General features: G+C 69.9%; 2 protein-coding genes. Both read left to right on the forward strand.

The features are described from left to right. The coding region (locus QCD75_RS21715) for a sarcosine oxidase subunit delta (protein ID WP_301231604.1) at window positions 1–257 on the forward strand (257 nt) is incomplete at its 5' end. Continuing rightward, the coding region (locus QCD75_RS21720) for a 2Fe-2S iron-sulfur cluster-binding protein (RefSeq protein WP_301231605.1) at window positions 254–2,186 on the forward strand (1,933 nt) is incomplete at its 3' end. The genes QCD75_RS21715 and QCD75_RS21720, both read left to right, overlap by 4 nt.

The following is a 2,186-nucleotide window of genomic DNA, read 5'->3' on the forward strand; positions in this document are numbered from 1 at the left end:
GCTGGCTGCACAGCACAGGCTGCCGGCAGTGGTTCAACATGCTCCGCGACACCGTCACCTACGATATCCAGGCCATCTACCCGATGGGCACGCCCCGGCCCGATGTGTCGGTCCCGGCCGCCGCCGAATCCGGCACTGCCAGCACCGCTGCTGACAGCACCACCACCGGGGACTCCGCGCCAAGCATCTCAGCTTCCAGCATCGCCCCGGCCGCAACACCGGCCAGCACCACCGCCCCGAAGGGAGCAACCAAGTGACTTCCCAGAACGCCCGCCTCGCCGCCGGCGGACGCATCGACCGCACCGTTTCCTGGCGTTTCACCGTGGACGGCGAGGAATTCACGGGCCACCCTGGCGACACCCTGGCCTCGGCCCTGCTCGCGAATGGCCGCATCTCTGCCGGCAACTCGCTCTATGAGGACCGGGCCCGGGGCATCATGTCCGCCGGCGTGGAGGAATCCAACGCCATGGTCAAGATTGCTGGGCGTTTCCCGGGCGACGTTGCCGAGTCCATGCTCCCCGCCACCACCGTCACCCTGGTAGACGGCCTGAAGGCAGAACTGCTCAACGGCCTGGGCAAGCTGGACCCGGAGGAAGACCACGCCGAGTACGACAAGAAGTACGTCCACACCGACGTCCTGGTGATCGGCGGCGGCCCCGCAGGCCTGGCCGCGGCCCGCGAGGCCGTCCGCAGCGGCGCCCGCGTGATCCTCATGGACGACCAGCCCGAACTGGGCGGCTCGCTCCTGTCCGGCTCCACCGCACCTGGGCTGGCTGAGACCATCGAAGGCAAACCGGCCCTGGAATGGGTAGCGGATGTGGAAGCGGAACTCGTCTCGGGAGCCGAGTCCACCGTCCTGAACCGCACGTCCGCCTTCGGCGCCTACGACGCCAACTACGTCATCGCCGTCCAGAACCGCACCGACCACCTGTCCAGCCCGGCTGCCCCCGGCGTGTCCCGGCAGCGGATCTGGCACGTCCGCGCCAACCAGGTGGTGGTTGCCCCCGGAGCCCACGAACGCCCGCTGGTCTTCGAGAACAACGACCGGCCCGGCATCATGCTCGCCTCGGCGGTCCGCAGCTACCTCAACCGCTATGCCGTGGCCGCGGGCCAGCGCGTTGTCGTCAGCACCACCAATGACAGCGCCTACGCCCTGGCCGCGGACCTGCAGGCCGCCGGTGTCAAGCTTGAAGCCGTCGTGGACGCCCGCCCGCAGCTGAGCGAAACAGCCGCCGCAGCGGCCGCCGCCGGCACCCGGGTACTGATCGGCAGCGCCGTGGCCAACACGACCTCCTCGGATTCCGGCGACGGCCGGCTCGTCGGCGTCACCGTCCGGAGCATCAACGACGACGGCGAACTCACCTCCGGCATCGAACAGCTCGCCTGCGACCTGCTGGCCGTCTCCGGCGGCTGGAGCCCGCTGGTCCACCTGCATTCCCAGCGCCAGGGCAAGCTGCGCTGGGACGACGAGCTCGCCGCTTTCGTACCGAGCACCTTAGTCCCGAACCAGCAGACCATCGGCTCCGGCCGCGGCAGCTTCGAACTCGAAGACTGCCTGACCGAGGGCATCTCCGCCGGAGCGTCGGCCGCCATCGCCGCAGGCTTCGAATCCGCCGTCGAACCCGCCCCCATCGGCGAACCGAAGGCCTCCGCCCCGACCCGCCAGCTCTGGCTGGTCCCGGGCCAGGAAGGCGGCCCGGACGACTGGCACCACCACTTCGTGGACTTCCAGCGCGACCAGTCCGTGGCCGACGTCCTGCGCTCCACCGGCGCCGGCATGCGCTCAGTGGAACACATCAAGCGCTACACCTCGATCAGCACCGCCAACGACCAGGGCAAAACCTCCGGCGTGAACGCCATCGGTGTCATCGCCGCGGCCCTGCGGCAGGCTGGGGAAGCGTCCCGCGGCATCGGGGACATCGGCACCACCACGTACCGGGCACCGTTCACCCCCGTGGCGTTCGCGGCCCTGGCCGGACGCCAGCGCGGCGAACTGTTCGACCCCGCCCGCGTCACTTCCATCCACCCGTGGCATGTCGCCCATGGTGCCCTTTTCGAGGATGTCGGGCAGTGGAAGCGGCCCTGGTACTACCCGCAGGCCGGAGAGGACATGGACGCCGCGGTGCTGCGCGAATGCGCGGCCGTCCGCGAATCCGTGGGCTTCATGGACGCCACCACCCTGGGCA

The organism is Arthrobacter sp. PsM3, from assembly GCF_030433895.1.
Classification (GTDB): domain Bacteria; phylum Actinomycetota; class Actinomycetes; order Actinomycetales; family Micrococcaceae; genus Arthrobacter.